27 protein-coding genes and 1 tRNA gene are annotated in these 25,714 nt (G+C 65.5%); 5 read left to right on the top strand and 23 right to left on the bottom strand.

What is annotated here, in order from left to right:
• Positions 1-15: 15 nt before the first annotated feature.
• From GD606_RS10135 to GD606_RS10155, 5 genes are all read right to left on the bottom strand, one after another.
• Positions 16-786, bottom strand: a complete 771-nt coding sequence (locus GD606_RS10135) for an ABC transporter ATP-binding protein (protein WP_163303586.1) — start codon at positions 784-786, stop codon at positions 16-18.
• Entirely contained in the window at positions 776-1,768 is a 993-nt protein-coding gene (locus tag GD606_RS10140) for a branched-chain amino acid ABC transporter permease (protein ID WP_163303587.1), read from the bottom strand. The genes GD606_RS10135 and GD606_RS10140 overlap by 11 nt, the downstream gene beginning before the upstream one ends.
• Positions 1,765-2,643, bottom strand: coding sequence for a branched-chain amino acid ABC transporter permease (locus GD606_RS10145; protein ID WP_163303588.1), 879 nt, complete (start codon positions 2,641-2,643; stop codon positions 1,765-1,767). Before GD606_RS10145 ends, GD606_RS10140 begins: the two co-directional genes overlap by 4 nt.
• A 100-nt stretch (positions 2,644-2,743) precedes the next feature.
• Positions 2,744-3,892, bottom strand: a complete 1,149-nt coding sequence (locus GD606_RS10150; RefSeq protein WP_163303589.1) for an ABC transporter substrate-binding protein — start codon at positions 3,890-3,892, stop codon at positions 2,744-2,746.
• A gap of 229 nt (positions 3,893-4,121) precedes the next feature.
• Positions 4,122-5,264: an ABC transporter substrate-binding protein gene (locus GD606_RS10155; RefSeq protein WP_163303590.1), complete on the bottom strand. Its 1,143-nt coding sequence runs from the start codon at positions 5,262-5,264 to the stop codon at positions 4,122-4,124.
• Positions 5,265-5,566: 302 nt separating this feature from the next.
• Here GD606_RS10155 and GD606_RS10160 point away from each other — a divergent pair, with 302 nt between their 5' ends.
• Positions 5,567-6,100, top strand: coding sequence for a hypothetical protein (locus tag GD606_RS10160; protein ID WP_163303591.1), 534 nt, complete (start codon positions 5,567-5,569; stop codon positions 6,098-6,100).
• A gap of 248 nt (positions 6,101-6,348) precedes the next feature.
• Here the strand turns inward: GD606_RS10160 and GD606_RS10165 are convergent, their stop codons facing one another.
• From GD606_RS10165 to GD606_RS10185, 5 genes are all read right to left on the bottom strand, one after another.
• Positions 6,349-7,773, bottom strand: a complete 1,425-nt coding sequence (locus GD606_RS10165; RefSeq protein WP_163301546.1) for a M14 family metallopeptidase — start codon at positions 7,771-7,773, stop codon at positions 6,349-6,351.
• 336 nt (positions 7,774-8,109) lie between these two features.
• Positions 8,110-8,370, bottom strand: coding sequence for a hypothetical protein (locus GD606_RS10170; protein ID WP_163301547.1), 261 nt, complete (start codon positions 8,368-8,370; stop codon positions 8,110-8,112).
• Positions 8,371-8,603: 233 nt separating this feature from the next.
• A complete protein-coding gene (gene cmk, locus GD606_RS10175) occupies positions 8,604-9,269 on the bottom strand; it encodes a (d)CMP kinase (RefSeq protein WP_163301548.1) in 666 nt (221 codons plus the stop codon).
• Positions 9,266-10,390: a histidinol-phosphate transaminase gene (hisC, locus tag GD606_RS10180; protein ID WP_163301549.1), complete on the bottom strand. Its 1,125-nt coding sequence runs from the start codon at positions 10,388-10,390 to the stop codon at positions 9,266-9,268. Before hisC ends, cmk begins: the two co-directional genes overlap by 4 nt.
• Positions 10,391-10,494: 104 nt before the next feature.
• Positions 10,495-10,947, bottom strand: a complete 453-nt coding sequence (locus tag GD606_RS10185) for a universal stress protein (protein WP_163301550.1) — start codon at positions 10,945-10,947, stop codon at positions 10,495-10,497.
• A gap of 285 nt (positions 10,948-11,232) precedes the next feature.
• Between GD606_RS10185 and GD606_RS10190 the strand changes: the two genes are divergently transcribed.
• Positions 11,233-11,727: a hypothetical protein gene (locus GD606_RS10190; protein ID WP_163301551.1), complete on the top strand. Its 495-nt coding sequence runs from the start codon at positions 11,233-11,235 to the stop codon at positions 11,725-11,727.
• Positions 11,728-11,871: 144 nt separating this feature from the next.
• Here the strand turns inward: GD606_RS10190 and thpR are convergent, their stop codons facing one another.
• The 3 genes from thpR to GD606_RS10205 form a co-directional block, all read right to left on the bottom strand.
• The gene (gene thpR, locus GD606_RS10195) at positions 11,872-12,468 is read right to left on the bottom strand and encodes an RNA 2',3'-cyclic phosphodiesterase (RefSeq protein ID WP_163301552.1); all 597 of its coding nucleotides are present in this window, start codon (positions 12,466-12,468) and stop codon (positions 11,872-11,874) included.
• A 38-nt stretch (positions 12,469-12,506) separates the two neighbouring features.
• A complete protein-coding gene (locus tag GD606_RS10200; protein ID WP_163301553.1) occupies positions 12,507-13,682 on the bottom strand; it encodes an alginate O-acetyltransferase AlgX-related protein in 1,176 nt (391 codons plus the stop codon).
• 100 nt (positions 13,683-13,782) lie between these two features.
• Entirely contained in the window at positions 13,783-15,234 is a 1,452-nt protein-coding gene (locus tag GD606_RS10205; RefSeq protein WP_163301554.1) for an MBOAT family O-acyltransferase, read from the bottom strand.
• Between the two features lie 382 nt (positions 15,235-15,616).
• Between GD606_RS10205 and GD606_RS10210 the strand changes: the two genes are divergently transcribed.
• Complete coding sequence (locus tag GD606_RS10210) at positions 15,617-16,294, top strand: class I SAM-dependent methyltransferase (protein WP_163301555.1); 678 nt, start codon at positions 15,617-15,619, stop codon at positions 16,292-16,294.
• A 57-nt stretch (positions 16,295-16,351) separates the two neighbouring features.
• Here GD606_RS10210 and GD606_RS10215 read toward each other — a convergent pair whose 3' ends face one another.
• From GD606_RS10215 to GD606_RS10250, 8 genes are all read right to left on the bottom strand, one after another.
• Positions 16,352-17,170, bottom strand: a complete 819-nt coding sequence (locus GD606_RS10215) for a hypothetical protein (RefSeq protein ID WP_246299049.1) — start codon at positions 17,168-17,170, stop codon at positions 16,352-16,354.
• Positions 17,171-17,196: 26 nt separating this feature from the next.
• Complete coding sequence (locus tag GD606_RS10220) at positions 17,197-17,865, bottom strand: hypothetical protein (RefSeq protein WP_163301556.1); 669 nt, start codon at positions 17,863-17,865, stop codon at positions 17,197-17,199.
• 33 nt (positions 17,866-17,898) lie between these two features.
• Complete coding sequence (locus GD606_RS10225; protein WP_246299050.1) at positions 17,899-18,786, bottom strand: hypothetical protein; 888 nt, start codon at positions 18,784-18,786, stop codon at positions 17,899-17,901.
• Between the two features lie 8 nt (positions 18,787-18,794).
• Positions 18,795-19,295, bottom strand: a complete 501-nt coding sequence (locus GD606_RS10230) for a hypothetical protein (protein ID WP_163301557.1) — start codon at positions 19,293-19,295, stop codon at positions 18,795-18,797.
• Between the two features lie 174 nt (positions 19,296-19,469).
• Entirely contained in the window at positions 19,470-20,111 is a 642-nt protein-coding gene (locus GD606_RS10235; RefSeq protein ID WP_163301558.1) for a tetratricopeptide repeat protein, read from the bottom strand.
• Between the two features lie 46 nt (positions 20,112-20,157).
• Entirely contained in the window at positions 20,158-20,922 is a 765-nt protein-coding gene (locus GD606_RS10240; protein ID WP_163301559.1) for a hypothetical protein, read from the bottom strand.
• Between the two features lie 198 nt (positions 20,923-21,120).
• On the bottom strand, positions 21,121-22,623 hold the full coding sequence (locus GD606_RS10245; protein ID WP_163301560.1) for a hypothetical protein: 1,503 nt from the start codon (positions 22,621-22,623) through the stop codon (positions 21,121-21,123).
• Positions 22,624-22,639: 16 nt separating this feature from the next.
• The gene (locus GD606_RS10250) at positions 22,640-23,284 is read right to left on the bottom strand and encodes a hypothetical protein (RefSeq protein WP_163301561.1); all 645 of its coding nucleotides are present in this window, start codon (positions 23,282-23,284) and stop codon (positions 22,640-22,642) included.
• A 446-nt stretch (positions 23,285-23,730) separates the two neighbouring features.
• Here GD606_RS10250 and pyrF point away from each other — a divergent pair, with 446 nt between their 5' ends.
• Positions 23,731-24,504 carry an orotidine-5'-phosphate decarboxylase gene (gene pyrF / locus GD606_RS10255; protein WP_163301562.1) on the top strand — a complete coding sequence of 258 codons (774 nt, stop codon included), beginning with the start codon at positions 23,731-23,733 and terminating at the stop codon, positions 24,502-24,504.
• A gap of 58 nt (positions 24,505-24,562) precedes the next feature.
• Here pyrF and GD606_RS10260 read toward each other — a convergent pair whose 3' ends face one another.
• The gene (locus GD606_RS10260; protein ID WP_163301563.1) at positions 24,563-25,141 is read right to left on the bottom strand and encodes a helix-turn-helix domain-containing protein; all 579 of its coding nucleotides are present in this window, start codon (positions 25,139-25,141) and stop codon (positions 24,563-24,565) included.
• Positions 25,142-25,471: 330 nt separating this feature from the next.
• On the opposite strand from GD606_RS10260, the gene GD606_RS10265 reads away from it, so the two are divergent.
• Positions 25,472-25,558: transfer RNA gene (locus GD606_RS10265), tRNA-Leu, on the top strand.
• A 5-nt stretch (positions 25,559-25,563) separates the two neighbouring features.
• Here the strand turns inward: GD606_RS10265 and GD606_RS10270 are convergent.
• Positions 25,564-25,704: a VOC family protein gene (locus GD606_RS10270; protein ID WP_163301564.1), complete on the bottom strand. Its 141-nt coding sequence runs from the start codon at positions 25,702-25,704 to the stop codon at positions 25,564-25,566.
• Between the last annotated feature and the right edge of the window lie 10 nt (positions 25,705-25,714).

Raw genomic sequence — 25,714 nt, forward strand, 5'->3', positions numbered from 1 at the left:
AAGGGGCCGGGGGGATCAGTCCCCCAGGTAGGCGGCCACCACATCCGGGTCGGCCTGCACCTGGGCCGGGGTTCCCGTGGCCAAAACGGCCCCGAAATGCAGCACGGTCACGGCGTCGCTGATGCCCATGACCAGATCCATGTCGTGTTCCACAAGGCCCACGGTGATGCCGAGTTCGTCGCGCACCCGGGCGATGAGCCCGGCCAGGGCCTTGGTCTCCTGGGTGTTCAGGCCTGCGGCCGGTTCGTCCAAAAGAAGCAGCACGGGCTCGGCGGCCACGGCCCGGGCCATCTCCAGGAGGCGCTGGCTGCCGTAGGGCAACTCCCCGGCCAAAATGTCTTTTTTATCGGCCAGCCCCACGAATTCGAGTTTTTCGAGCGCCGCCTCGCGGCAGGCCCGCTCCCCGGCCCGGAAACGCGGGGTGCGCAGGATGCCGTCCAGGATGCCGTAGGGGACCAGGGCGTGGCGGCCGGTCATGACGTTTTCCAGAACCGTCATGTTGGCGAAGACCTCCAGGTTCTGGAAGGTGCGCACCACCCCGTGGCGGGCCCGGACATGGGGGGGCAGGGCCGTGATGTCCCGGCCGCAAAGAGCCACGCGTCCCTGGCTGATGCCCACCATGCCGGTGATGGCCCCCAAAAGGGTGGTCTTTCCCGCGCCGTTTGGGCCGATAAGCGCCGTCACCGTGCCCTTTTCGATGCAAAAATCCACATCGGCCAGGGCGCTCACCCCGCCGAAACGCACGCTGACCTCGGACACGGCCAGAAGCGGCGCGCTATCCGGCATGGCCGCCCTCCCCCTGTCCGGAACTCCCGCGACGCCAGCGGCCGATCCTGCGCCAGGCCCCGGCGGAGGCCCCGGCCATGCCCATGGGCATGTACATGACGCAGGCCACCAGGATAGCCCCGTAGATCAGGATGTCCACCTCTTCGAAGCCGCGCAGGGCCTCGGGCAGGGCCGTCAGGAAAAAGGCCCCGGCCATGGACCCCCACACGCTGGCCATGCCGCCTAAGACCACCATGACCACCAGTTGCACGGAAAAATGGAACCCGAAGGACGACGGGGCCACGAAGCTTAAAAAATGGGCGTAGAGCACCCCGGCCACCCCGGCGAACACGGCCGAGAGCACGAAGACGAAGAGCTTGTACCCGGCGATGTCCACACCTGCGGTCTGGGCGGCGCGCTCGCTGGTGTGAATGGCCCGAAGCGCCCGCCCCAGGCGCGAGTCGATGAGGTTCAGGCTTAACAGCGCGGCCAGGGCCAACACGGCGGCCGTAAAATAATAATAGGAGCGGTCGGAGTCGAAGGCATAGCCGAAAAGGGCCAGCCTCGGGATGCCCACGAACCCGGACGGGCCGCCGGTGACCTCCACGGTCTCGTTCATGACGATATGCACGATGATGCCGAAGCCCAGGGTGGCCATGGCCAGATAGTTGCCGCGAAGGCGCAGGGTGGGCATGCCGATAAGCCAGGCCACCAGGGCGGAAAGCGACACCCCAAGGCCCATGCCCACGGGGATGGGCAGGCCCAGGCGGGTCGTGGCGTAGGCCGTGGCGTAGGCGGACAGCCCGAAAAAGGCGGCATGCCCGAGGGATATCTGCCCGGCGTAGCCCAGAAGCAGATTGAGCCCCAGGGCGATCAGGGCGTTTATGGCCCCCAGGATCAGGATGTTGATGTAGTATTCGTTGGGCAGCACAAAGGGCGCCGCGCCAAGGGCCAGCGCCAGCAGGACCGCCTTGGCCGCATTGCGGGCGTACCAGGGCTTCATACCCGCTCCACCCCGGCCTTGCCGAAAAGCCCCGAGGGCCGCACGAAGAGAAGCAAAAGAAGCACCACGAAGGCGAAGGCGTCCTTGTAGGCCGAGGACACGTACCCCGCGCCGAAGGATTCCATGATCCCGATGAGAAGCCCGCCCACGGCCGCGCCGAAGGGATTGCCCAGGCCGCCCAGGATGCAGGCCGCAAAGCCCTTGAGCCCCAGCATCATGCCCACGTCGTAGGAGGTCATGGTGATGGGGGCCAGGATCGCGCCGCCCACGGCCCCGGTGAAGGCCGACAGGGCGAAGGAGAAAAGCGACATGCGGGCGACGCTGATGCCCATGAGGCTGGCGGCCTTGCGGTTGCAGGCGCAGGCCAGCATGGCCTTGCCGTGGATGGAGGCGGTGAAAAAGAGCTTGAGCGCCGTCAAAAGGGCCAACGTGATGGCCAGGGCCCACAGGCTTTGGGGCTGGACGGCCGCCCCGAAAATGGCGATGGGCGCGGCCTTGCCGAACGGCGGCAGGCTGAAGGTGTCCTTGCCCCACAAAAGCATGGCCGCGCCGCGAATCAGGATGGACACCCCGATGGTGGCGATGACCAGGTTGATGGGCGAGGAGCCCTGGATGGGCCGGATGGTCAGGCGCTCCATGGCCGCGCCCACCAGGGCCGTGACCGCCACGGCCAGCAGGATGGCCGAGAAAAGGTCAATGCCGAGCCAGGTGCGGAAAAACACGCTCATCATGCCGCCGAGCATCACAAACTCGCCCTGGGCGAAATTAATGATGCCCGTGGTGTTGAAAATCATGGTGAACCCCAGGCCCGTCAGGCCGTAGGTGGCCCCCACGGTCAGTCCGGAGACGAGGTATTGGGCGGCGGCGGCAAACATCGGCGGCTGGCGGTTCCTGGTGCAAAACGGTTGGTTGCGGCGAAGCGCACGCCGGTCCCCGGGGCCACGCCCCGGAGACCGGCGGCAGGAATGCAGGGCGCTACTTGGTCATGATCTTCCAGTCGGCCCCGGCCACCTCGATCATCACGAAGGCCGTGGCGTCCAGGCCGTTATGGTCCGTGGGGCTGAAGCTGAAGACGCCGCCGATGCCCACGAAGTCCTTGATCTTCTCCAGGTTGTCCCGGATGTCCTTGGGCTCGGCCGAATTCCCCATCTGCACGGCCTTGGCCAAAAGCATGACCCCGTCCCAGCCATGCCCGCCAAAGGTGGACACGGGCTGGTTGAACTTCTCGGTGTACTGCTTGGTATAATCCAGGAGCACCTTTTTCTGCGGATCGCTGTCCGGAAGCTGGCTGGCCACGATGAGCTTGCCCGCCGGGAGCATGACGCCCTCGGCGGCCTCACCGGCCAGTTCGATGAATTTTTTGGAGGCCACCCCATGGCTCATGTACAGCGGCGTGGCCATGCCCAGCTGCACCCGGTTCTTGGCCACCACGGCCGGGCCGGGGTTGGTGCCCCAGCAGACGATGGCGTCCGGGGCAGCGGCCTTGATCTTGGTCAGTTGGGCGGTCATGTCCGTGTCTTTCGGGCCATAGACCTCGTCGGCGATCAGTTCGAAGCCGCCCGCCGGGACAAGTTCCTTGAGGACTTCGCGCCCGGCCTGCCCATAGCCGTCGGACACGGTCAGGATGGCGATTTTTTTATACCCCCGCCCCTTGGCGTGCTCCAGGATGCGGGCCACAGCGTGGCGGTCGGACTGGGGGTTTTTAAAGATCCAGGGATTGACGGGGTTGACGATTTTCTCGGCGGCCGAGAACGAGACCAGGGGAACCTCGGCGGCGGCCACGTTCTGCATGATGGCCAGGGTGTTGCCCGAGGTGGTGGGGCCCATGACGGCCACCACCTTGTCCATGCGGATCAGGCGCTGGGCCCCGAGCACGGCCTTGTTCACGTCGGTCTCGTCGTCCAGGATGACCACTTCGAGCTTTTTGCCCAAAAGCCCCCCGGCGGCGTTGACCTGGTCGACCATCATCTGCACCGTGTTCTTTTCGGGTTCGCCGAGAAAGGACGCCGGGCCGGTGACGGACAGCACGGCCCCGACCTTGACGGTGTCCGACTGGGCGGCCGCAAGGCCGGGCAGGCAAAGGGCGGCAAGGGCCACAAGCAAAGTGGTCAACACACGGTTCATGCCTTTCTCCTTCAAGTCGTCGCGGGTGTCCGGAAAAACTCCCGACGCCGCGCGGCCGGGCGCGGCAGGGACGCCGCGCCGTTTCCACTAGGATGGCCCCCTGCCAGCGGCCGCCTCACCGTATCCCGCCTCGCGCCCCGGCCTCGAAATCCCCCGGGGCGACTTCATGGACAAGACGTTTCCCCGACGCGGCCGGGGAAAACCGGCGCGCCCTTTCGGGAAGAAAGCCCTATGGCACGATGCTCCAGTCGCCGTTTTTGATGGTGACCATGACAAAGGCGGACTGGTCCAGGCCGTTGTGGTCCTCGGGGGTGAAGTTGAACACGCCGCTTATGCCCACAAAACCTTTGATCTTCTCCAGATTGTCGCGGATGGCCTGCGCATCGGCCGAATTCCCGGCCTCAATGGCCTGCTTGACCAGATAAAACGCGTCATAGCCGTAGCCGCCAAACGACGACACGGGCTGTTTGAACGCGGCTTCGTAGTCCTTGGCATAGGCCAAAAGCACCGGCTTCTGGGGATCGGCGTCGGGCAGCATGGCGGCCACGGTGAGCTTTCCGGCCGGGAGCAACAGCCCCTCGGCGGCCTCGCCGGCCAGCTCGATGAATTTCTTGGAGGCCACGCCATGGCTCATGTACAGCGGCGTGTCCATGCCCAACTGCATCCGGTTTCTGGCGATGACCGCCGGGCCCGGATTGGTGCCCCAGCAGATGATGGCGTCCGGGGCGGCGGACTTGAGCTTGGTCAACTGGGCGGACATGTCCGTGTCTTTCGGGCCGTAGACCTCGTCGGCCACGATCTCGAAGCCGCCCGCCGGAATGAGCTCCTTGAGGACTTCCCGCCCGGCCTGGCCGTAGCCGTCGGACACGGTGATGATGGCCAGCTTCTTGTATCCCTGCTTCTTGGCGTGCTCCAGGATGCTCAAGACCGCATGGCGGTCGGACTGGGCGGTCTTAAATATCCAGGGATTGACCGGGGAGACGATCTTCTCCGCTGCGGCGCAGGAAACCAGGGGAACCTTGGCGGCCGGAAAGGAATTCATGATGGCCAGGGTGTTGCCCGACACCGTGGGGCCAAGCACGGCCGCCACGTTGTCTTTTTTCAGCAACCGCTGGGCGGCCAGCACGGCCTTGTTCACATCGGTTTCGTCGTCGAGAATGATCATCTCCACTGGGCGGCCGAGGATGCCGCCTGCGGCGTTGATTTTTTCTTCAAGCATGGTCAGGGTGTTTTTCTCGGGTTCACCCAGAAAGGACGCGGGCCCGGTGACCGACAACACGGCTCCGATCTTGATCGGTTCCCCCCCGGCCAGGGCCGTCCCCGCCATGGCGAACAAGGCCATTGCCAACACGGCGAGCATCTTGGATTTCATGGAGCCTCCTTGCGAGACGGTTGACGGGCGTGACGCGACCAGGCGCCACGCACAACCGCTGTTTCTTGTCCCGGCCGGGCCTGGACGGAAAAAACATGCCTACGCGAAATATCCACGGCGCTCAAGCCCGCGCGGCAACGGAAAGCCCTTCCCGGGCGCGGTTTTTCCGCGCTCCCTGATCCGGGCCGGTTGAAAGACGGCACGCTCTCGTTTACCGTGGCCGGGCATCACGCCATCCCTGGCGCCTGCGCGCCGCCGGTCAAAGCCCCCGGCCGCCACACCAAAAAAAAGAGGAGGCTCCCATGCCGCCCGGATTTTTCCCCCGCTTCCCGGCCCGCCTGGCCGTCCTGGCCGTGGTGTTCGCCCTGGCCCTTTTGGCCGCCCCGGCGGCCGGACAGGCCCAACAGCAGGCCAAGACCGCGCCAGAGGCCAAACCCGAGGGGCAGGCCATCCCCGATACCCCCAAAAAAGACACGGGCGTGGACGGCAGGCGCACGCCGGTTGGCATCGAACACACGGATACGGACGTGGTGGGAACGCGTCTGGCCTACCACCTCAAGGAACTCCTCGGCCGGTCGTCGCTCATGACCCTGACCACCAAGGATGAAAAGAAACTGGTGCTGGTCATCCACACCCGGGAGGAATTCACCGGACGCCCGGCGGTCAGCTCCATCTATTCCGTGGCCTGGCTCTACTCCGCCAAGGACGGAACCCTGCGCTATTTTCTGTCCGGAGACACCGGCATCGTGGACGCCGTGACCCTGGAGCAGACCGTGGAGGCCATCCTGGTCAAGACGGACAAGATGGCCGCGACCTACGGCTACCTGTTCCAATAATTCGGGGCTGCCGCCCCGAACCCCGCCCGGGGGAAATCATTTCCCCCGGACCCCCTGATATCACTGGCGTTTCCGGCGCAGCTTCGCTGCGCCGGAAACGCCAGTGAAAATCAGGGCGGCCTGGAGAACGTGTCTCCCGCCACACGGACGCGAAGCGTGACGAAGTTTTTTGAAGAGGGGTCCAGGGGGGAAACTTTTTTTCAAAAAAGTTTCCCCCCTGGCCGCCGGAGACATCCCGCGGCTCTGCGTCAGCGCGAGGCCCCGGTGGGCGGTTCGGCGGCCACGCGGGAAAAGAGGTTGGTGCGGCTGTCTATGGCCTTGTCCAGGGATTGCGCCACGCGTGCATCCCCCCTGCCGTCATCGAAGCGCACCAGGACCATGCCCGCGAAGCGCTCCTTTTTGTAGACTTCCACCCGGTACACCCGCCCGGCCTTGTCCACGGAAAAGCGGTCCATGACGTCTTCACGCCGCACGGGCGTCCCGGACTCGCTGGCCTGTCCGGGCTTGGAAAAACCGATGATGTTCACCCGGCATTCGGCGCGATCCGCCACCGTAAAACTTTTCCCCACGGAGACGATGCGCCCGAAGGGCACGGTTCGGGGCGTTCCGTCCACCACCATCTCCAGGTCGCGTTCCGTGTCGTCGTATTCGAAATAGGCCGGTTCCAGTTCGGTCAGGTTGCGGTTGCCGTAGTAGATACGGAAGGCGTCGCCCCCTCCCACCACGGCCATCAGCGGATTGCTCGGCACATATTCCACGGCCGCGTCTTTTTTAAACGGCACATAGCCCAGCCGCGCCCTGGCGTCGGCCAGGTCGAAAAAGATCTTGTTGTTGTAGAAGGAGAGGGCCACGTTGCTGTTGGCGGCCTGATCCACGCCCTCGGCGGTCAGGGGGAAACGGCGCTCGAAGCCGATGCCGAGTTCGTCCATGAAGCCCTCCACGGCGCGCAGGTGGTAATAGGAGCGCATGGCCGTGGGAAATTCCTTGCTGGCCTCGATGCCGAAGGCGGGCTTGCCGTTGTTGATGGCGTAATAGGTCAGGGTCTTGGCCATTTCCTTGGCCATGACCGTGTCTTTTTTCCGGGTCAGGGTATTTTTGACGTGGTAGACGTGCTCGGGGTCGTAGAGCCCGGTATTGACCTGGGAAACCACCCGATCGGCCAGGGCCGCCAGTTCCAGATAGCGGGGTTCGCCGGTGCGCTCCTCGTCGATGACCACGCACTGGCCCCACCGCTCCGGGCAGCGCATGGCGTCCTCCCGCTCGGGCCGGTAGAAGCCGCTGCCGTCGTGCAGATGCACGATGGCGTCCACGCGCTCGTCGGTGATGATTTTCTTGATCTTGGCGATCGTCGCATATTCGGGATCGGAGGGGTCCAGCTCCTCGAACTTGCGGTTCATGTCCCCGTAGATGCCCCGGGAATTTTTGATGATGCTGGGAAAATTGAGATTGGGAACCACCCACACGCTGCCCGAGGTGATCCGGTATTGGGAAATGACCAGCGCGGCGGTGGTGAACCCCCCGGGTTCGTCACCCTGGATGCCGCCGACGACCAGGAGGGTCTTGCCGGGCTTTCCGGATTCGAGCTTGTGCAGGGTGAAGTCGAGCCCGGCCTGGACCGTTCCCGCCGTCAGAAGGACCATCACGATCCATATGGCGCACATCGTCGATTTCATGGCCTGTCCGCTCATGTCCCCGCCCCTGGTTTTCCTTTCGCGGGTCCATCCCACCTTTACAACTCGCGATCATACAAAGATCGGCAAGGTTTGTCACCCACTCCCCACGGTCCGGACGAACCATTGGAAGAAGGCGCATCAGGCGGACGAGATGACGGGCCCGCGGGCCTGGGGAACGCCCAGGCGATGTCCGGAGCCAGGGCATCGGAGATCTGCGCGTCCAGGGCGGGCCGCAGGTTCGCGGCGCGGTGCAGCGGCCGGCCAGGTCGGAGGATACGGGGCCGCCCCCTGACGACGAGGGTCGAAGAGGCTGGCCGCCGCGCGGACATCCCGGCCTCAGGCCGGGAGGGCCAGGCTGCGGGGAGACCGCAGACGCTCCAGGCGTTCGCCCAGGGATTCGGACAGGCTGCCCGGGCTGGCGGCAGAATCCGGGAGGGCCGCCTCGCCGTGGCGGCGCGCAGCGGCCTGCCTGGCCATCCTGGCGGCCTCGGCGTCGGGCAGGCCCGAGGCGTGGCGGTAGATGGTGTACAAAAGGGAGCGGCCGTAGTCGAATCTCCGCTCGTCTCCGATCCGTGGTGTCTTTTCCGAAGCAAACATGGGGGAACCTCCCGCCAGGGTGAATGATCCGGCCCGGCCGCCTGTCCCGCCCGGGCGGGACAAGGGATGTGAAGCAAACGCCGGGCCATTGTGGATGGCCCGGGTTTACGCGGGATTTCACGGGGAGGGATGACGGGCGTGCGACATTTTTGTCGCATCAAACGACAGTTTCGCATGCCCCGCCTGTCCGGACGGCCGGCCCGGGACCGGACAGGACAGGCGGGGAAGACGGATCAGACGGACGGAGCGATGGTGGCCATGATCCGGGCGAACACCCCGTCGATGTCCAGGTCCGAGGTGTCGATGACCACCGCGTCCGGGGCGGGCCGCAGGGGGGCCTCGGCCCGGGTGCGGTCCTGGGCGTCGCGCCGGGTGATGTCGGCCAGGATGGCGGCGTGGTCGGCGGGTTTGCCCATGGCCGCCAGTTGCTCCACCCGTCTGGCGGCGCGCACCTGGGCCGTGGCGTCCAGGAAAAACTTGTGCGCCGCGCCTGGAAAAATCACCGTGCCCATGTCCCGGCCCTCGGCCACAAGCTCGATGTCCCGGCCGAGTCGCTGCTGGGCGGCGCGCAAGAAGGCCCGCACCTCGGGCCGGGTGGCCAGGGTGGAGGCGGCATAGGCCACGGCCTCGGTGCGGATCTCGTCGCCCACGGGCGCGCCGTCCGCCAGAAGCGCCGTGTCCGCGCCGACCCCGCGCAGGGAGAAGTCCAGGCCCGAGAGGGCGGCGGCGATCTCCCCGGAGGGGGTGTCGGCGTCAACCGGCGAAAGGCGCAGGGCCAAAACGCGGAACATGGCCCCGGTGTCCAGATAGGCCACGCCAAGGGCCTGGGCCACCCGCTTGGCCAGGGTGGTCTTGCCCACCCCGGCCGGACCGTCGATGGTCACAACCAGAGGTTTCATGCGCCGCCCGCCGCACCGGCTTGGCCCAGAATCTCCCGCATGGCCGCCACGAAGGCCGCGTTCTCTTCGTCCGAGCCAAGGCTGACCCGCAGCCTGTCCGGCAGGCCGTAGCTGGCCAGGGGGCGCACGATAATGCCCCGGCCAAGCAGCGCCTCGAAGACCCGGGCCGCGGCCAGGGGCGGGGTGAACATGAGGAAGTTGGCCATGGAGGGGCAGACCTGGCAGCCAAGGCCCGCCAGGGCCGCCGCCACGCCCGCCCGGCCGCGCAGCACGGTCTCCCGGGTGGCCGCGATGAACTGGCCGTCCTGCATGGCGGCCAGTCCGGCGGCCTCGGCCATGAGGTTGACGCTAAACGGCAGCCGCACCCGGCGCAGATAGTCGGCCAGGGCCGGGGACATGGCCCCGAAGCCCAGGCGCAGCCCGGCCAGGCCGTACATCTTGGAAAAGGTGCGCAACACGGCCACATTGGGAAAATCTTTCAGGCGCGGCAGCAGGGTATAGTCCTTGGCCGGATCGGCGAAGTCGGCATAGGCCTCGTCCACCACCAGGATGGTCCGGGCGGGCAGGCGACCGGACAGGGCGGCCAGTTCGTCGGCGGGCACGGCGCGCCCCGAGGGGTTGTCCGGGTTGGTGACGAAGACCAGGGCCGTATTTTCGTCCACCACGGACAAAAGCGCCTCGAAATCGAAAGAGAAATCCCCGGCCAGGGGAACCTGGCGCATGTCCACGCCGCACAGCCGGGACTGATGCACGTAGATGGAAAAACAGGGATTGAAGGCCACCACATTGTCCAACCCGGGCCGGGCCGCGACCCGGATCAACAGATCGATGATCTCGTCCGATCCGTTGCCCGCCGCCACCCCGGCCGGGTCCAGGCCGAAATGGTCGGCGATGCCTGCGGTCAGGACCGGATTCCCCCCCCGGGGATAGCGGAAGGCCAGGGGGGCGGTGCGCTCAAGGGCCCGCACCACCAGGGGCGAGACGCCCAGGGGGTTTTCGTTGCTGGCCAGTTTTATGACCCGGGCCAGCCCGTATTTCTCCCGGATCTCATCAATGGACAGCCCGGGCGCATAGGGCGTGAACCCACGCACCTCGTCCCGGACAAACGGCAGATCGGACATGACGGCAGCCCCCCGCGATAGTGGTGCAGACAAAGCGCAGGAAGATATCGCCAAAGCGGCGGATGGTAAAGGGCGTCGCGACAATCGCACAACGCCCCCGGCGGTTATTTCTCTACAGGTTCTGGACGGATGGTCAGCACCGGGCAGGAGGCGCTCTTGACCACCTTCTCGGCCACGGACCCGAACAAAATGCGGTCGATGCCCTTGCGGCCGTGGGTGCCCATGACCAAAAGGTCGGCCTTCTCGCTCTTGACGGCGGCCAGGATCTCCTCGGCGGCGTAGCCGGTGAGCACCTTGCCGGTGCAGGCGACGCCCTCGAAGCGCTTGGCCACGAACTCCTCCATGGTGGTGTCCGCCCCGGCCACGATCTCGCCCACAAAATTCTCGATGGAGCTCGGCGGCACATGGAACCCCAGGTATTCGCTCAAGGATGGGGCCACGTACAGGCACAGCACCTTGGCCCCGAAGGCCTTGGCCAGTGTGGCCGCATAGTCCGCCACATGGGGACTGTGTTCCGAGAAATCCACGGCGCACAAAATTTTTTCGATCTTGGCCATGCGTTCGTCTCCTTTTTGTCCGCGCCGGGCGGGCGTGATAAAGTTTTTGCCGCAGGCGTCGAAAAGATCAGCACGGGGCCGTATTTTGTATGCCCAATCCAGGGGAAATAGACAAGCCGCCCGCCAGGGCCTATACGTTCAGCATACTCGGGGGGACATCCTGGCCGGGGAAAATTCTTCCCCGGCCCGGCCACAAATTTCCAATGATTTCAGTGCAAGAAATTGCACAGCTCTTGGCAGGATACTTGCTAGGAAAAGGCAAAACGTCGCAACGAGGTGAAGGCCATGAAGATCACGCAGGAACAGATAAACGCTCTGCGGCAGGCCGACAGCCAGGACCAATCCAGGACGACAGCGGAGGCCGGAGTCTTTGAGAGCCTGCTGAACCGGGAAGTCCAGGGAATCGAGGCACAGGACGCGGGCACGATCTCGGCGCCGCCCATCAGCGGCGGGATGCATGAGATCGCCTCCCTGCTTCAGGCCGAGGGCACGGCCCCGGCCCAGGATCTGACAGAAAAAGAGCGCACGGCCATGGAAAACGTGGATAGCTTGCTGACCGAATGGGAAAATTATGCCGACCAGCTGGCCTCGGGCAGCCAGGAAGGCGGACTGCGCGAGGCCTACGGCGTGCTTGAGCACATCGAAAGCGGCGTGCAAAAGCTCAAGCAGGACTGGCCGGGCATGTCCGAGGACAATCCCGGCATGGGCTCCCTGGTCAATGAACTGGAAGTGATGGCCGTCACCGAAAAGATCAAGTTCAACCGGGGCGACTACATCTAACCCCGTCCGCACTCCGCGAACCGGCCCGGCGGGTTGGATCGGCCTTACGCCGCATCCGTCGGGCCGACACCCCCCGCTTCATTCGCTGCGCCCGTCCCAGCGGGCCGGGAACGCCCCTGTCCGGGCCGCCCCACCCTTCCCTCGTCACGTCCGCCCGTCCCGGCGGGCCGGAAATTCCCGCAGGGCCTCATGTCGCGCCCCTGCGGGGCCGAGCACGCTTTGGTACAGCACGAACCGGTCCATGCGGCACGCGGGCCACACGGCCCCGGCCAACTGGTCGGCCACGCCGCGCCAGTCGCCCCGGCCCGGGGCGTCTTTTACCCGGGCCACGGTCAGATGCGGGGTGAAGACCCTGGCCTCGCGGGGATAGCCCACAGCGGCCAGGGCGGCATCCACGGCCCCGGCCAGTTCCCGGCAGGCCGGGCCCCCGGCGGCCAGCCCCACGGCGACCACCCGGGGACGGGCCGGACCAGGGAAAAACACGCCCCCCCCGGGCGACAGGTCGAAGGGCGAAAAATCCACGCCAGCCAGGGCCTGGATCAGGGCCGAAAGGCCCATGGGGCCCTCCAGGGGAACGTCGCCCAGAAATTTGAGCGTCAGGTGCCAGGTCTCGGGCCGCACAAAGGCCAGTTTCGTCGGGGCGACCCGGTGCAGCGCGGGCAGAAGCCCGGCCAGGGCGGCCTTCATGTCCTTCGGCAGGGGCAGGGCCACAAAGGCCCGCAGGTGTGAGGCAGGGTCCATGTCCATCCCCCGATGCGGGTGCGGACGCGGCCGGTTCGTCAGTGCGGGGCCGCAAGAGGTACGGTGAAATACCGCTCCACGATCTCGTCCACCACCACATCCGGCTTCTCGGCCAGGACCAGTTCCCGGTCGAAGCGGCGTGGCGCCTTTGCCGTGGTGGGAAACGGCCACTGGTAGACCACCCGGGAAAAGTGCTCGGACAAAAAGGGGATCAGATTCTGGCCGAAGGAATCCCGAACGATCACGGCCCGGGGCAGGCCGGAGCCCGGCCGCTCGAAGGCGTCGGCGGGACCAATGTCCCCGGGGCCGGCGAGCCCAGAGGCGTCCACCCGCACGGCCCGAAAGCCGTCCTTGGGAACCAGGGAGAACTTGTCCTCGACGAAGCAGTCGCCAAGCCCCAGCATGGCCGCCAGATCGCCGCCCACGCCGGGTATGGGGACCACCTGAAGGTCCGTTTGGGCCGCCGCGTCCAGGCCGGGGAAATATTTCGCCAAGGCCGCCAGAATGCCCCCGGCGGCCGCCCGGGCCCCCACCGGGGTCCAATGGCTGTCCGTGCGGTAATAGGCCTGGGTGGTTTTTTTAAGGTCGAGAAGGACCGGCCGCAGGTCCGCCACGGCCACCCCCGCCCCGGTCAAGGCGGCGATGAGCTGGTCCGTGCGGGTCGCGGGGCTGACCCGGTTGTACCGGGCAGGCAGCTTTTCGGGATAGATGGTCTGCTTGTTGGGGGCCACGACCACCAGGTAGGGGATGTCGCGCGCCGCCAGCCAGTCCCGCCGGGCCGTGAATTCCGCCGTCCAGGCCGCAAGCTCCTGCGGGGTAAAAAGCCGCGTCCCACGGTAATCCTCCACCGTGTTCAGCGTGGGGCCCTCCTTGGCCAGAAAAAGCCAGCCCCCGGGACCGGCCACCACGGAGAGGTCCGCCGTGGAGGAGTCCAGCAGGCAATAATCCAGGTAGTTTTCGTATTTGACCAAAAGCTTGCGAAACCCGAAGGCCTTTTCCACATAGCCGCCGCGCAGGATGTTGAAGGCCCGCAGCACCCCGGCCGGGCCGAGGCCGTCAAAGGGCGAGGGCCCGGGACCGGCCTCCATGACGTTGACCTCCGGGGCCACACGAAACGCGGCGTTGAAAAGGGGCAGGCAGATCAGGCAGGCAAAGACGGCGGTCCCGAGCAGATGGATGGCCCAGGCGGGCCGGGAGACGGGCAGTACGGTCATGGGCGCTGTTTGTGGATGGCGCGGGGGGACGCCTCACGGGATTCATGAGGCGTCCCGGGTCGCATCAAGCCTGTGTGAGTCGCCAAGATTCCGGCCATGGCTAGAATTGGAAATAAATAAACGGGTTGTGGGTGCCGCTGGCCAGGGACATGACGCACAGGATAAAAATGGCCGGGGTCGCCACCAGACTCACCAGGGCCTCAATGACGTCGTCCAGGCCCGCCGTGCGGCGGTTGGCCGCAAGCTTCTCGCGCCAGGCCTTGATCCTGGGGATGATGGGCATGGAGCCCACAACCCCGACGCACAGCGCCAAAATGACCTTGGGGTTCACAAAAAGTCCCACATGCCATTCCAACCCCGACCCGGTCCCGAACCCGGCCATGGCCTGAATATAGGCCAGGGCCGTGGACAGATCGGCGGCCCGGAAAAAGACCCAGCCCACCATGAACACCAGGATGGCGTACGCGTGGGAGAAAATCCGGGGTCCTTCGTCCAGGAACTTCCCGAACCGTCCCCTCTCCATGACCAGAAAGGCCCCGTGAAAAAGACCCCAGACGATGAAGCTCCAACTGGCCCCGTGCCACAGGCCGGTCAGAAAAAACACGATCACCAGATTCAGGCGCACCCGGCCCGGGCTGCACCGGCTGCCGCCCAGGGGGATGTACAGATAGTCCCGAAACCAGGTGGACAGGGAGATGTGCCAGCGCCGCCAGAACTCGCGCAGGGACCGGGAGATGTAGGGATAATTGAAGTTTTCCATGAACTTGAATCCGAACATGTTGGCCAGGCCGATGGCCATGTCCGAATATCCCGAAAAATCGAAATAAATCTGAAGCGTATAGCACAGGATGCCCAGCCAGGCCACGGGCGCCGTGAGCTGGTCCGGGGGGATGCTGAAGATCTTGTCCGCCGGCATGGCCACCACGTTGGCCAGAAGCACCTTCTTGCCGAGTCCGGCCACGAAGCGGTTGATGCCCCTGGAGAAGCGGGCCATGTCCACATGGCGGCTCAGGAGCTGTCCGGCGATGTCCTTGTAGCGGACGATGGGACCGGCCACGAGCTGGGGAAAAAGCGAGATGTACAGGGCCGTGTTGGGCAGGGACATCTGGGGCGGCGTCTGCCTGCGGTAGATGTCCATGATGTAGGAGATGCAATGGAAGGTGAAGAAAGAGATGCCGATGGGCAGATGCACCCGGCCGATGACGATGGGGTCGATGCCCAGTCCGGCCGTGAACCCGTTTACGTTGTCCACGATGAAGTTGGTGTATTTGAAGATGACCAAAAGGACGATATTGAAGGCGATGGCGCAGGAAATGGCCAGCTTGGACTCGGAACGCTGGTGCTCCCTGTAGACCCAGATGCCGAAAAGGTAATTGGCCATGATGGACACAAGCATGATGGCCACGTATTCGCCCTCGCCCCAGGCATAAAAAAACAGGCTGGCCGCCAGAAGCAGCCAGTTGCGGGCCCGGCCGAAGGAAACCAGCATAAAGTAGCCGGCCAGGACCAGGGGCAGGAAATAGAACAAAAACGCAGCGGAGCTAAATACCATAGGAATTGCGCATGCAGCCGGTTTTTACGGTTGGAGGGGGCGTGCGGTTCGTCGCGCACGTCTTGCCGGGGTGACCGCTCTTACCCAAGCGGGCCGGTTTTGACAACTCCCGCCCCCCGGCCATGGCGCACGCCTCCCCGGCCCGGCATGGCCGCAGGGAGAAACGAACAGGTCCGGTCGGCCGCAGGCCCCGCTCCCGCGCCTCCCTCGGCCATGGCGGCGCCTGGGCAACTCCTGCTTTGGTTTTTTCGGCCAAGGGGGTATGCTGTCCGACCGGGCGGCGCGGGCAGCCCACGGCAGCCATTTTTTGCCGCCGGACACCAGGACGCCGATGCTCCGGCCCCCCATCCGGCTCCACATCCGATTCCACGAGGCGATCCCCATGGACGAGACCCAGCGGCTGCGCGACATCCTGCAACGCCTTCCCCAGGGCACGGTGTGGCGTCCCGTGCGCGACGCCTCGGGCGAGCTTTTGGCCGAGGGCTCGGGGCTGGGGGAGGACGGCCTTTCGGACTATCTCCCCGGGGTGAGCTTTGCGGGCAAGACCGTGTGCGACCTGGGCTGCAACCTGGGGTATTTTTCCTTCATGGCCGCACGGGGAGGCGCGGCGAGCGTGACCGGGTTCGATGTGGACCCCCTGGTGGTGGAGGGGGCCACGCTTCTGGCCGCCATGCAGGGATATGGCAACGTGCGCTTCCAGGTGGCCGATTTCACCAACGTCCCGCCGCAGGTGCGCTACGACCTGGTGCTGGTCATCGACTTCATCGGCCGGGGGACCATCGTCAAAGGCCGCCTGGACGCGGTGCTGGACGCGGCCGCGCTCCACTGCCGGGAACGCATGGTCTTCACCCTGCGCCCCATTTATCCCCTGGCCGACCTGACCGGCAGCGATCCCCGCTCCCTGGCCGCCCGCTACGGCGACGAGTTCGTGCACGACGGCCGTTTTCACCTGCTGGACTACGCCGCACACCGGTTGGCGGACTTCAGCCCGACCCTGCTGACCCCGCCCGGGGATCCGGCCAGGCGCTTCAAGCACGCGGTGCTTTTTCGAAAAATATGACGGGCCGCCCGGCGCATGTCCGGTCGGCCCGCTTTTCTCCAGGCGATGGCCGCGCCCCTATTGGGCCGGGGCCGTGGGCGCGTCGATGGACATGTACTTGGTCTTTGAACCCGAATCCCGGACCATGCCGCCGGGGTTGTCCGACAGTTCGTCGGTCTGGGAGCCGCGTCCGGTGACCTCGAGGATGTTGGGGCCCTTGTAGATGATGAGGTTGCCCAGTACGTCGCGCACCTTGCGGGCGTCCACCTCAAGCTTGACGAAGGCGTTGCCGGACTCGTCCCAGCCCCAGCCCCGGTTGGGGCTGTTTAAGCCGGGGTTTGGCACATAGGCCCCGAAGATGGCGGCGCAGACCTTGGAGCGGTTGACGTCCTTGGTCAGGATGAAATTCTCCATGGTGCTTTGGCTTAAGATCTTCTCCCCCACCAACAGCTTGGCCAGTTCGTCGTGGGCGTTGACCAGGGCCGCGCGCAGGGCCATGAGCGGCGGCCTCGAGGCCTCGGTCATGGTGCCGAAGCCGAAGCCCTCCACGGTGACGCCCTTGAAACGCACCAGATCGCCCACCACGTTGACCACGTCGCCCAGTTCGATGTGCCCGAAACACAGGGCGATGTCGCGTTCCTTGTCGTAGATCATCTTGTCGACTTTGATGCCCTTGATGACCGCCGCGGCCTTGGTCTCGGCCTTGTAGCTGGGGTCTTCGGTCAGCCCCAGGCGACTCTCGCTTTTCACCTTGTAGCCGATGACCGCCTCCACGATGTTGCGCTTGAGGTCCTGCTCGGCCATTTTTTCGGTCATAAGCTGCTTGTTCCCGGCCAGGGCCGCCTGGGCCGCGAACGCCAGGATCACCGCCATGGCCAGAATTCCCGCTTTTTTCATGATATCGCTCCTTGTGCTGCCCGACCCTAGAGGCCGAAATAGCCCACGATCCGTTTCCAGACCCGCTGCACCTCTCCCCACACGCCGCCGTCGGCCCCGGAGCCCCCTGCCGCGCCGCCGCCCTGAATCCCGGCCGGGGCAGGGGGCGGGGCAAAGGCCGGTGCCTCCTCCACGCGCCCTTCCCGGATGGTCACCGTCTCCTTGAAGGGGGCGGCCATGGGAATGTTCAGGGTGGTCAGTTCCGTCCGGCCGGGGACGGCCATGGGGGCCAGGGCCAGATCAATGGCCTGGGTTCCGGCCGCTCCCTGCACATGCTCGGGTTTGCCCGGGGCCTTGGAGGGGGGTAGCGGCGTCACCCGCACGGCGTCCACGGCCACGAACAGCCTGGACGGATCCTTGGGGTCCGGTTTGAACCGGGCCTCGAACTCGATGGTCCCGTCCCGGGGAACCTTGCCCTGCTCCTTCAGCCGTTCCAGCACCTTGTCCCGCACCTGGCGGCGGCTGGCCGCCCATTCGTCCATGAGCGCCTTGTTGCCGCCCACCACCGCACCCTGGCCCGGCTGGCCCGGCTGAACGGCAGGGGCCGGTTGCCCGGGATTGGCCGGTTGGCCGCCCCCCGGGCCGGTCTGGGCTGAAGCCGGAACCGGCAGGCCCAGCAGGGCCGACACGGCCAGGACCGAAAGGATTTTTTTCATGGCATGCCTGTCGTGTTGCGCCTTTTTTGAAGGCTACTGGGCCTGTCCGGCGCCCGTCTGGGTGTTGCCCGGCGTACCCGGGGCCGGGGCCGTGGGCACGTCGAGGTTCATGTACTTGGTCTTGGACCCGGAATCGCGGATCATGCTGGCCGCGCCGGACCCTTCCTGCAGGGGCGTCAGGTCGTCGGTCTGGGAGCCCCGTCCCGTGACCTCCAGGATCTCCGCTCCCTTGTAAATGATGAGGTTGCCCAGGATGTCCTGCACCTTGCGCGGATCGAGTTCGAGCTTGACGAAGGCGTTGCCGGATTCGTCCCAGCCCCAGCCCCGGTTGGGGCTGTTTAAGCCCGGATTGGGGATGTAGGCCCCGAAGATGGCGGCGCAGACCTTGGACCGGTTGATGTCCTCGGTCAAAAGGAAGTTTTCCATCTTGCTCTTGCTTAAGATCTTTTCACCCACCAAAAGGGCCGCCATCTGGTTGTAGGCGTCGAGCGTCGCCGCACGCAGGGCCATAAGCGGCGGCCGGGCCGCCTCGGTCATGGTCCCGAACCCGAACCCCTCCACGGTGACACCCTTGAAACGCACCAACTCGCCCACCACATTGACCACGTCGCCCAGGTCGATGTGCCCGAAGCACAAGGCGATGTCGCGTTCCTTGTCGTAGATCATCTTGTCGACTTTGATGCCCTTGATCACCGCCGCAGCCTTGGTCTCGACCTTGTAGCTGGGGTCTTCGGTCAGGCCCAGGCGGCTCTCGCTTCGGACCTTGTAGCCGATGACCGACTCCATGATGGCCCGCTTCATGTCCTGCTCGGCCATTTTTTCGGTCATAAGCTGCCTGTTTCCGGCCAGGGCCAGGGCGGGCACGAGCCATGCGGCCCAAAAAACAGCCCAGAACAGGGAGAAAGCGGCGTTACGTTTCATGGTCGTCCTCACTTGCCTTGTTCGGCAGGGGGGTCGGCGACAACCGGCCTGCCCTCTTTCATGTTCACGGTCTCCTGCACGGTCCCGCCCACGGGCACATCCAGCCCTTCCAGCTCAACGTACCGGGAGATGTCCAGCGGGGCGAAGGCCTGGGCCATGTCCCGGGCCGGATCGTCCGCGCCGGGAGTTCCGGCCCCGGCCATCCCGGGGAGCAAAACGATCTCCAGGGATTCGACGGAAATCCGCAGATGGCCATGACGGTCGGGATCCGGCGCGGCCTTCGCCGTAAAGCTCACCGTGCCGTCGGCAGGCAACCGGCCCTGTCGACGCAGGAGGTCGAGCACCTCGTCGCGGATCAGGCGGCGCTCTGCGCCCCAACGCTCCATGAGCGCGGCGTTGCCGCCCAGGGGCTGTGCGCCGTCCTCGGCCCGCAGGGTTGCGTCCGGGAGCGGCCCACACAGGCACCCAGCCGTAAGCGCCAGGGCGCATGCCCACGATCTCGCATCCATTGCCGCCTCCGCCCGGGGAAACCCCATCCCCTGTCCGTCCGCCGTCCGTCCGCCAGCCGTCTGGGAAACCGGTCCCCTGCCGCCGCGTGCAACCATCGCCGAGCCCAGGCCTCCCACCCGGGAGACGCCGCCAGCAGGCGACGCCTTCCGGATGCGGGGATGCCGAGGCGCGGGCTAGAACTCACTCGGATCGATGGCCTTGCCGCCGCCCTTGAAGGACTTTTCAATCCGGGGCTGGGGCGCAGGCTTGGCCGGGCCCTTGCCGCAGGAACGCTTGGCCTCGTCATATCCCTGCCTGGCCGGAAGGGAGGCGGGATCGAGCTCCAGGGCCCGGGTGAACATGGCCAGGGCCGCCGGGCAGTTGCCCTCGGCCAGATAAATGTTGCCCAGATAATAATAGACCTGGGGGTTGGTGGAATACATGGCCCGGCACTGTTCCAGCTCGCGCCTGGCCTGGAAGTAGTCGCCCTTGGTGTAGAAAAGAATGCCCAGGGCCTCCCGGGCGCGAACCAGGCCCGGGTTGTAGCGCAGGGCGGTGGCCAGGGAGTCCTCGGCCTTGCGCAGCATGTTCTGCTTCAGGTAGCACAGGCCCAGATAATAATGGGCGTCGGCCATGGACGGCGACATGCTCACGGCGGCCTCGAAAAGCTGGGTGGCCTGCACGAAATCCTCGGCAGTAAAGGCCTGCATGCCCATGTCGTAGTACTGCTGGGCGGTGTAGGCGGGATAGGGCTCCTCCACCTGCTTTTTGCATCCCACGGCGAGCATGGACAGGCACATGAGTGTGACGAAAACGTACGCCATGCGGGTTTTCATGGTGATTTCTCCTTTGATTTTTGCGCGTTGCGCCGGAACTCCGTCCCTACTTCATCTTGTCCAGATCCTGGACGCACTTTTGCACCAAACGCTGGGTCATGGTGTCCAGGGTCACCTGCTTGGCCTCGGAGCGCGAAATGCCCAGCGCCCCGCCGCCGGAAGAACCCATCTCCATCTTGTCCTCGAAATAGCCCGTGGCCTTTTGTTCGCCGGTGTTGGCGTCGAGAACCTTGTAGCGCATGCCGATGATCCAGATGCCCGTGGCGTCATGGGCGTGGACGGAGCCCACGGCCGCGCCGGTGGCCACTCCGGCCGCCCAGCTATCGGTGGCCGAGCCCACGGCGCTCCCGGCGATGGCCCCCAGCCAGGCTCCGTCGAAGCTGGTCTTGACCTCGGCCACGGGTTCGGCCTTGAGGATGTCGAAGCGCACCAGCCAGTTGGTGGCCTGGAACTTGCCCTTCTTGAATTTTTTGAGCTGCGTGGCGTCGCCCAGATTGGCCGCGATCTCCAACTCCTGGAGCATGGGGCCCAGATCCGAGCGCTCGAGCACCTGAAATTTGGCCTGCCCCAGCTCCAGTTCGGCATAGTCGGCGATGTTGTTGGCCCCGACCTTCTGGGTATAGGTGGCGTTGGCGCTCTTGATTTCGCCGGGGATGACCACCAACACCGGCCCGGGTTTGTCCGAATAGACGATGGGCTGATACATGGTCTGGTCGGCGATTTCATTGGCCCGCCTGGACGACGACTTGCAGCCCGAGACCATGACCAAGGCCAGCGCGACCACGACCAACACGGAAACTCTGCCCCTCATTTTCCCTACCTCCTCCGATTTTCCTGGTTTCGAAAATGCTCCCGCCCCGTCCGCCTCCCTCTCCCGCGTCGGCGTCCCCACCCGGCGAACCGGCCTCCCTCGTCCGGCCTTCGCCGCACACCGGGCAGCAACGCACCGCATGGCCGCCCCACCAGCCCGACACGCTGCATCATGCCGCGCCATGCAAAACAGCCGGGCCTAGAAATTTTTCACCGCGTCCAGCCCCGTCTTGCTCCCCGGCTGCGGCTCCTCGGACAGCTTTTTGACGATCTCCGGCGACACCTCGGCCAGCTTCTGCTTCGTCTCCTCGGACTTGACGACTTCCTTCAGGCGGGCCGGGGCGGCCGTGCCCAGGGCGGCCGGAGGCACGGTGTTGAGCTTCTCCGTCAGGGCCGCCGCATCCAGGCTGGCGGCATACTTCAGGCGCACCACGTTTCCCTTGGCCGACTCCAGGGAAAAGGCCCCCTGCCCCACCTTCTGATTCAAAGGCTCAATGATGGCGCTGACCAGAAGATCGTTGAAGTTGCCCCGGGAACCGGTGAACTCCACCTCGTAAAGCGACAGCCCGGTCTTGTCGAACTCCCGGAAGTCGATGTTGAGCACCGGCCGAAGCCCGATGAACTCCTTGCGCAGAAGCTGGCCCAGGTCGTAGCTGGGCAGTCCCGCCACCTCGAGTTGGAACATCTTGGACGGGGCCTGCAGGTGCTCTTCAAAAAACTCCCGGGAGAACTCGCCGCCGATCAGCCGCCCAATCTCCTCGATGGCCTGGTCCTCGTCGGCCCAACTCTGCTTCTTGGGCACCTGGTTGTTGAAATAGATCTCCTCACCCGTGTGGTTGTCCATGCATTTGACGCTCCAGGAGGTGAGCACGTACTTGGTCACGGTCAGCCCCGAGGCCGGAAGCCTGGCGCTGACGGTCTTGAACTTGGCCTCGCCCATGATGGAGAAGTCCGCAGCCTTGGGGGCCGACGCCGTCAGCGTGGCCTCCACGGCATTGCCGTCGGTCTTTTTCTCGAACCGGGCCTTGAGCTGGTCCACATGCTCATCTGACCACACCCGGTAGCCGAAGCTTTTGATGTGTTCCTTGAGCACGTTCTCGGCGATTTCCGAACGCTCGGTCACCACCTCCGGGCCGCGCTCGGCGTCGCGGATGAAGATGGCCACGGACACGCGCGGGTTGCCGTGTTCCTTGAGCAGGGCCACCCGCTCCCCCCGGGACATCTCGGCCAGGGCCTCGGTGATGGGAACCACCGACACCTCGGCCTTCATGAGCATGTGCGCAAATCCGTCCTCGCCGATCCAGGGCTCGGACTCCTTGATGACCCGCTTGATGAGCCCCTGGGAGCGGGACAACACCCGGTCGCTGATCAGGGTGTAGTTCTCGACCAGGGTGGAGGTCTCCACGTAGGCCCCCACGGCCTTCTCCAGGATCTGGGCCTTGGCGTCGCGGCGCAGATCCTCGATCATCAGCGCCTTGTCGCGCTTGTAGGCGTCGGCGTTGGGATCGGCCAACCCCTCGGCGGTGATCACGATGAAGGCGTCTTTTTCCTCGGCGGCCGGGGCGGCCTGAATCTCCAGGGGCTTTTTGGCGGCCTTGTCCGCCGCCGCAACCGGGGCAGGCAGGGCGCCAAGCCAGACGCATCCGGCGAAAACGGCCACGACAAGCGCCGCCAGGGCCTTTGTTTTGCGAACTCGCTTCATGGGGTCATCCTCGTCGTTATCTGCCCGCACGGGAGCAGTAGTCGGCATAGAGTTGGGCCACGGCCGGGCCCGCGCTGTCCCGGACCAGTTCCAGGGCCACCCCCAACACGTCCTGTCCGGCCCAGGACTCGGCGCTGATGGTCTGGCTCGATATCACCCGGCCCCGGCCGTCGGTGAGGGTGAGCAGGATGGTCACGGCCACTTCGTTGGCGTTGACCATCATGTTCTTGCCGCTTCGGCTGCTGATGATGCCGTTGAGAAAGAACGACGCCCCCATGCGGCCTGAGGCGGCAATGGCGGCGTCGGGGTCGTTGTTCAAAATGGCCTTCATCTCCGCCGCCGCGATCTGGGAGTTGATCTGGGCCTGGGACACGGTGTTCAGGCCCATGGCCGCCAACTGCCGGTTGAATTCCTGATGCAGCAGGCCGTGGCCGCCGCCGGTTTGCAGTTTCCCGGAATGGCGCTCGGCAATGAGCACGGCGATCTTTTTCCCCCGCAGGCTCTCCCGGCAGGGGGTGGACATGTTGGCATACATCTGGGCGGCCTTGGCCTGTCCCGCCTGGGCATCCTTTTGCGCCTCTTCGGAAAAGGAGAAGGCGTGGACGCTCCCGGCGGCGGCAACACAACCCAGGACGAGAAACAAAGAGATGCCGTATTTCATGTCGTCTCCCCTGCGCCACGATGAGGTCGAAGCTCCTCCACGACGCCAAAAAATGCCTTTTACACCATTTCTGTACTAGGTGAAGGGGGGTGTGCTGTCAATGCGGACGCGCAGTTGCAAACCATAAGCGGTTCCCCGCCCCCCGGGACATGCCCCAGGCGGGCCATACGCCCGGCCAGCCCGCCCCCTTTGTGAATAGCCAGGACCGTGCCAAACGGCCTCGCCCGTTCGAGGCATCCAACACGTTGATTTCATAAATTATTTTCTGGGAAAATCATCCCCCCCCGATACGGCCATCCGCACGATACGGCATATCATGGCTTTGCCGACATTTCATTACGACAAACCGCCAGCCGCAGGCCGCCACCGCTCCGGAGCAGACGGCGAAATTTCTGACCCTGATGACAACGCCCGCATTTCGGGCTAGTTGTCGCAATGGAGGCATCATGAAAAAAACCATTCCCCTGGCCCAGCGGATCATTGTAGCCCTGGACGTTCCCGATGCGCAGGCGGCGATTTCCCTGGCCGGGCGGCTCGGCGAGAAGGTGGACTTCTACAAGGTGGGCCTGGAGCTTTTCCTGGCCGCCGGATTCGCCGTGCCGGACAGGCTGGCCGCCATGGGCCGCAAGGTCATGCTGGACCTCAAATTCCACGACATCCCGGAGACGGTGAAGCGCGCCGTGGCCAGGCTTAGCGACCACGATATCGCGCTTTTCACGGCCCATGCCGCCCCGGGGGTCATCGACGCGGCGGCCCAGACCAAAGGCGCGGCCCGGCTTTTGGCCGTGACCGTGCTCACCAGCCACGATCCGGCCCAGGCCCGCAACATGCTGTCCGGCGGCGAGGTGGTCGGCGTGGGCAGCCCGGAGCCGGGCGAGGACTGGGTGGGAAATCTGGTGCTGACCAGGGCCCGGGACGCCCTGAAAAGCGGCGCGGACGGCGTGGTGTGCTCGGGCCGCGAGGCGGCGCTTTTGCGGCGCGAGTTGGGCGAGGATTTTCTGATCGTCACCCCGGGCATCCGGCCGACCGGCGCCAAGCCGGACGACCAACGCCGGGCCGTGACCGCCGCAGAGGCCATCCGGGCCGGGGCGGACCATCTGGTTGTGGGGCGGCCCATCACCCGGGCGGCGGACCCCCTGGCTGCGGCCGAGGCCATGCTGGCCGAAATCGCCATCGCCGGGGGATGCGTCTTCGAAGAGGCCGGGGCGGGCGGAAAATAAGGCGGCGCGTCGGCCGCGAGTTCAGGGCGCGCGATTCCGGGGAAACCGGGACGCGGCCTCAGGCCTTGGTCGAAAGCGCGGCCTTGATTTTGTCCACCAGATATTTTTCAAGCTCCCGGCCGTCCTTGCGCAGGCGCATGAGCTCGGATTCGAGCACGCCAAGCTTTGCCTCCAGGGCTTGGTTTTTTTCCCGCAAAGTCTCGATCTCGCCCGCCACCTCCGGCCCGCCGCCCTCTGGAAGGGCCGTCTCCGGGGTCGGACGCTCCCGCAGAAAGGTCGACAACACCTTGGCCATCTCCCGCCCGAACACCGCCGCCACCTCCTCCAGGCCGGGCCCCGGGGCGACTGCGGCCACGGGCACGGTCCTGGGCTTGGCCGGGGAACGGATCGGGGAGACATTGACCGGGAAACGGTCGGCCAGGTCCGCCTTGACCTCATCCACGGACATGCCCCGCCCCAGGCCCTCGGCAATGGCCCGGAAGATCTCCAGAGCCTCGGGCCGAAAGCGTCGCCCCCGGCCCTCGCCAAGGCACGGCAGATGGTCGCGGAAGCGGTTTTTCCAATAATGCAGGGTGGATTCCGGGACATCCAGCTGGCGGGCCACGGCCGCAATGGAATAGAGGCGATTGTCCGGCACCGGTCGACTCCGCGTTGAATTCGATGGGGCTGGGAAGACGGACCCGGGATGCGGGCGCGCCTCCCCAGCACTGGAAAACATGCCCTGGCGTTCCGGTCAAGTCGCCGATCCCGATTCGCGGCCCGGCCCGGGATGATTCCCGTACAGGCGCGGGCATGCCGCGCCACCGCCCCCCGGCTCACCCCGCCGCGTCCCGGGGTCGCCCCAGGCCGGAAACGGCGATGGCTCCTCCGGGGGGGGCATCGGCCCACCCGCTTCCAAGAAAATTTTCCCGGACCCGGCATTATCGCTTGCCAAGCCCGGGGGGTTCGGCTAGATACCACTGCTCGGGCCGAAGTGGTGGAATTGGTAGACACGCTAGGTTCAGGGTCTAGTGGTCGCAAGGCCGTGGGAGTTCGAGTCTCCCCTTCGGCACCATCTTTTCAGGGGTTGCAGCGAAATGGCTGCAACCCCTTCTTTTTTATGCGGCGCATGCCCATGACCCGGGTAGAAAACGCGCAGGCGCGATCCACATCGGCCACGGTCAGCACCAGATGATCCAGGCAGAGTGCGGCAGCGGGCATCACGCGCTCC

The sequence above is a fragment of the Desulfolutivibrio sulfodismutans DSM 3696 genome, assembly GCF_013376455.1.
GTDB classification, from domain to species: domain Bacteria; phylum Desulfobacterota; class Desulfovibrionia; order Desulfovibrionales; family Desulfovibrionaceae; genus Desulfolutivibrio; species Desulfolutivibrio sulfodismutans.